This is a genomic window from Serratia sp. A07 (genome assembly GCF_058725505.1).
This window is the reverse complement of record NZ_JBZXDO010000232.1, coordinates 1-678: the sequence shown is the minus strand read 5'-3', so window position 1 is coordinate 678 and position 678 is coordinate 1. Positions and strand designations below refer to the sequence as shown.

The window sequence follows — 678 nt, the reverse complement described above, 5'->3', positions numbered from 1 at the left end:
CTGGACGCCTGGCTGGCGGCGATGCAGCAGGTGATCGATCGCCATGACATTCTGCGCACTGCGTTCATCACGCAGGGCGTGTCATCGCCGGTGCAGGTGGTGTGGCGCAAGGCCGAGTTGTCGCTGCGAGAACTGCGGCTCAATCCGGCGGAGGGCGAGATCGGTTCGCGGCTGACGGCGTTGTTTGATCCGCGCCGCGTGCGGCCTGATCTGACGCGCGCACCGTTGCTGAGCTTTGTCGCCGCACAGGAGGAAGAAGGCAGTTGGTGCGTACTCCAGCAGTGGCATCACCTGATCGGCGACCACTCGACCCTGGCGGTGATGCAGGAGGAGATCAACCTGATCCTGGCCGGGCGCGGGGACGAACTGGCCAAGGCGCCGCCGTTCCGCAACGCGGTGGCGCAGGCAAGGCTCGGCGTCAGCAAGGCCGAACACGAACAGTTCTTCCGCACTATGCTGGCGGATATCGATGAACCGTCGTTGCCGTTCGGCCTGAGCGACGTGCATGGCGAAGGGCGGGATATCTCGACGGCGCACCTGGCCTTACCGCATACGCTCAACCAACAGCTGCGGCGGCAGGCGCGGCGGCTGGGCGTCAGCCTGGCCAGCCTGTGCCACCTGGCCTGGGCGCAGGTGTTGGCGCGCGCTACCGGCCGCGATGAGGTGGTGTTCGGCACC

General features: G+C 66.8%; 1 protein-coding gene. It reads left to right on the top strand.

What is annotated here, in order from left to right; genetic code table 11:
* The coding region (locus tag AC4PR2_RS29475; RefSeq protein ID WP_492176122.1) for a condensation domain-containing protein at nt 1-678 on the top strand (678 nt) is incomplete at both ends.